Consider the following 4,166-nt stretch of genomic DNA (forward strand, 5'->3'; position numbering starts at 1 on the left):
ACCCCATCAAGTGGGTGGGAGTCCTCATCTCGAAGCAGGCTTCCCGCTTAGATGCTTTCAGCGGTTATCCCTCCCGAACGTAGCCAACCAGCCATGCCCTTGGCAGGACAACTGGCACACCAGAGGTCCGTCCGTCCCGGTCCTCTCGTACTAGGGACAGCCCTTCTCAAGACTCCAACGCGCACAGCGGATAGGGACCGAACTGTCTCACGACGTTCTAAACCCAGCTCGCGTACCGCTTTAATGGGCGAACAGCCCAACCCTTGGGACCAACTCCAGCCCCAGGATGCGACGAGCCGACATCGAGGTGCCAAACCATCCCGTCGATACGGACTCTTGGGGAAGATCAGCCTGTTATCCCCGGGGTACCTTTTATCCGATGAGCGACGGCGCTCCCACAAGCCACCGCCGGATCACTAGTCCCTGCTTTCGCACCTGCTCGACCCGCCAGTCTCACAGTCAAGCTCCCTTGTGCACTTACACTCACCACCTGATAACCAACCAGGCTGAGGGAACCTTTGGGCGCCTCCGTTACCCTTTAGGAGGCAACCGCCCCAGTTAAACTACCCACCAGACACTGTCCCCGATCCGGATCACGGACCCAGGTTAGACATCCAGCACGACCAGAGTGGTATTTCAACAACGACTCCACACCGGCTGGCGCCGGCGCTTCACAGTCTCCCACCTATCCTACACAAACCGAACCGAACACCAATATCAAGCTGTAGTAAAGGTCCCGGGGTCTTTCCGTCCTGCTGCGCGAAACGAGCATCTTTACTCGTACTGCAATTTCACCGGGCCTATGGTTGAGACAGCCGAGAAGTCGTTACGCCATTCGTGCAGGTCGGAACTTACCCGACAAGGAATTTCGCTACCTTAGGATGGTTATAGTTACCACCGCCGTTTACTGGCGCTTAAGTTCCCAGCCTCGCCCCGAAGAGCTAACCGGTCCCCTTAACGTTCCAGCACCGGGCAGGCGTCAGTCCGTATACATCGCCTTACAGCTTCGCACGGACCTGTGTTTTTAGTAAACAGTCGCTTCTCGCTGGTCTCTGCGGCCACCCCCAGCTCCAGCAGAAAATGCCTTCACCGGGAACGGCCCCCCTTCTCCCGAAGTTACGGGGGCAATTTGCCGAGTTCCTTAACCATAGTTCACCCGAACGCCTCGGTATACTCTACCTGACCACCAGAGTCGGTTTAGGGTACGGGCCACCATGAAACATCGCTAGAGGCTTTTCTCGACAGCATAGGATCATCCACTTCACCACAATCGGCTCGGCATCAGGCCTCACCCTTAATGAGCAGCGGATTTACCTGCCACTCGGGCCACACCCTTACCCCGGGACAACCACCACCCGGGCTGGACTACCTTCCTGCGTCACCCCATCACTCACCTACTACCCCCTCGGGCCACCGGCTCCACCACTCCCCCCTCACCCGAAGGCTCAGGGGGCGGTTTCACGGGCTTAGCATCAGGAGATTCAGCGCTGGCGCTTCACGGCGGGTACCGGAATATCAACCGGTTATCCATCGACTACGCCTGTCGGCCTCGCCTTAGGCCCCGACTTACCCTGGGCAGATCAGCTTGACCCAGGAACCCTTAGTCAATCGGCGCACACGTTTCCCACGTGCATCACGCTACTCATGCCTGCATTCTCACTCGTGAACCGTCCACGACACCCTTCCAGGGCCGCTTCACCCAGCACACGACGCTCCCCTACCCACCACCCTTGCGGGTGGCGACACGACTTCGGCGGTGTACTTGAGCCCCGCTACATTATCGGCGCAGAATCACTCGACCAGTGAGCTATTACGCACTCTTTCAAGGATGGCTGCTTCTAAGCCAACCTCCTGGCTGTCTGGGCGACTCCACATCCTTTCCCACTTAGCACACGCTTAGGGGCCTTAGTCGATGCTCTGGGCTGTTTCCCTCTCGACCATGGAGCTTATCCCCCACAGTCTCACTGCCGCGCTTACACTTACCGGCATTCGGAGTTTGGCTAAGGTCAGTAACCCGGTAAGGCCCATCACCTACCCAGTGCTCTACCTCCGGCAAGAAACACACGACGCTGCACCTAAATGCATTTCGGGGAGAACCAGCTATCACGGAGTCTGATTGGCCTTTCACCCCTAACCACAGGTCATCCCCCAGATTTTCAACTCTGGTGGGTTCGGGCCTCCACGCAGTCTTACCCACGCTTCACCCTGCCCATGGCTAGATCACCCCGCTTCGGGTCTTGGGCATGCTACTGAATCGCCCTCTTCGGACTCGCTTTCGCTACGGCTCCCCACCACAGGTTAACCTCGCAACACACCGCAAACTCGCAGGCTCATTCTTCAAAAGGCACGCAGTCACGGCAGCAAGTGCAAGCACTCACTGCGACGCTCCCACGGCTTGTAGGCACACGGTTTCAGGTACTCTTTCACTCCGCTCCCGCGGTACTTTTCACCATTCCCTCACGGTACTATCCACTATCGGTCACCAGGGAATATTTAGGCTTAACGGGTGGTCCCGCCAGATTCACACAGGATTCCTCGGGCCCTGTGCTACTTGGGTGGCCCTCAAACGAGTCGCAGACATTTCAGCTACGGGGGTCTTACCCTCTACGCCGGGCCTTTCGCATGCCCTTCGCCTATACCTGCGATTTCTTACTCGCCGACCGTCCGGCAGAACGATCAAGAGAACTCCCACAACCCCGCCCGCGCAACCCCTGCCGGGTATCACACACAGACGGTTTAGCCTCCTCCGGTTTCGCTCACCACTACTCCCGGAATCACGGTTGTTTTCTCTTCCTGCGGGTACTGAGATGTTTCACTTCCCCGCGTTCCCTCCACACCGCCTATACATTCAGCGGCGGGTGACAGCCCATAACGACTGCCGGGTTTCCCCATTCGGACACCCCCGGATCACAGCTCGGTTGACAACTCCCCGGGGTCTATCGCGGCCTCCCACGTCCTTCATCGGTTCCTGGTGCCAAGGCATCCACCGTGCGCCCTTAACAACTTGGCCACAGATGCTCGCGTCCACTGTGCACTTGACAACCACCACACCCTCAACCCCCGACCGGACTCGGTCCGCCGGCTGGTTGGGGTACGTGCCGAGGGACCATTCCCTCAGACACCCAACAGCGTGCCCTCAGATATTGCGTGTCAACGTTCCACCCATGAGCTGGCCCCGCCAGGACACTCGCCCGGCGCGGGCACGATGCTCCTTAGAAAGGAGGTGATCCAGCCGCACCTTCCGGTACGGCTACCTTGTTACGACTTCGTCCCAATCGCCAGTCCCACCTTCGACGGCTCCCTCCCCACAAGGGGGTTAGGCCACCGGCTTCGGGTGTTACCGACTTTCGTGACGTGACGGGCGGTGTGTACAAGGCCCGGGAACGTATTCACCGCAGCACTGCTGATCTGCGATTACTAGCGACTCCGACTTCATGGGGTCGAGTTGCAGACCCCAATCCGAACTGAGACCGGCTTTTTGGGATTCGCTCCGCCTCACGGCATCGCAGCCCTTTGTACCGGCCATTGTAGCACGTGTGCAGCCCAAGACATAAGGGGCATGATGACTTGACGTCGTCCCCACCTTCCTCCGAGTTGACCCCGGCAGTCTCCCGTGAGTCCCCAACCACCCGAAGGTGTTGCTGGCAACACAGGACAAGGGTTGCGCTCGTTGCGGGACTTAACCCAACATCTCACGACACGAGCTGACGACAGCCATGCACCACCTGTACACCGGCCCAAAAGGGAGCCCCTGTCTCCAGAGATTTCCGGCGTATGTCAAGCCTTGGTAAGGTTCTTCGCGTTGCGTCGAATTAAGCCACATGCTCCGCCGCTTGTGCGGGCCCCCGTCAATTCCTTTGAGTTTTAGCCTTGCGGCCGTACTCCCCAGGCGGGGAACTTAATGCGTTAGCTACGGCACAGACAACGTGGAATGTCGCCCACACCTAGTTCCCACCGTTTACAGCGTGGACTACCAGGGTATCTAATCCTGTTCGCTCCCCACGCTTTCGCTCCTCAGCGTCAGTATCGGCCCAGAGACCCGCCTTCGCCACCGGTGTTCCTCCTGATATCTGCGCATTTCACCGCTACACCAGGAATTCCAGTCTCCCCTACCGAACTCTAGCCTGCCCGTATCGACTGCAGACCCGGAGTTAAGCCCCGGGCTT

The 4,166-nt window shown here is 58.7% G+C and carries 2 rRNA genes; both read right to left on the reverse strand.

The features are described 5' to 3' along the window. Positions 1-3,010: ribosomal RNA gene (locus D7231_RS34400) — 23S ribosomal RNA — on the reverse strand; the annotation flags it as partial. Between the two features lie 206 nt (positions 3,011-3,216). Beyond that, positions 3,217-4,166, reverse strand: a 16S ribosomal RNA gene (locus D7231_RS34405); the annotation flags it as partial.

Origin of the sequence: Streptomyces klenkii (assembly GCF_003626645.1) — a bacterium.
In the GTDB taxonomy this organism is placed as follows: domain Bacteria; phylum Actinomycetota; class Actinomycetes; order Streptomycetales; family Streptomycetaceae; genus Streptomyces; species Streptomyces klenkii.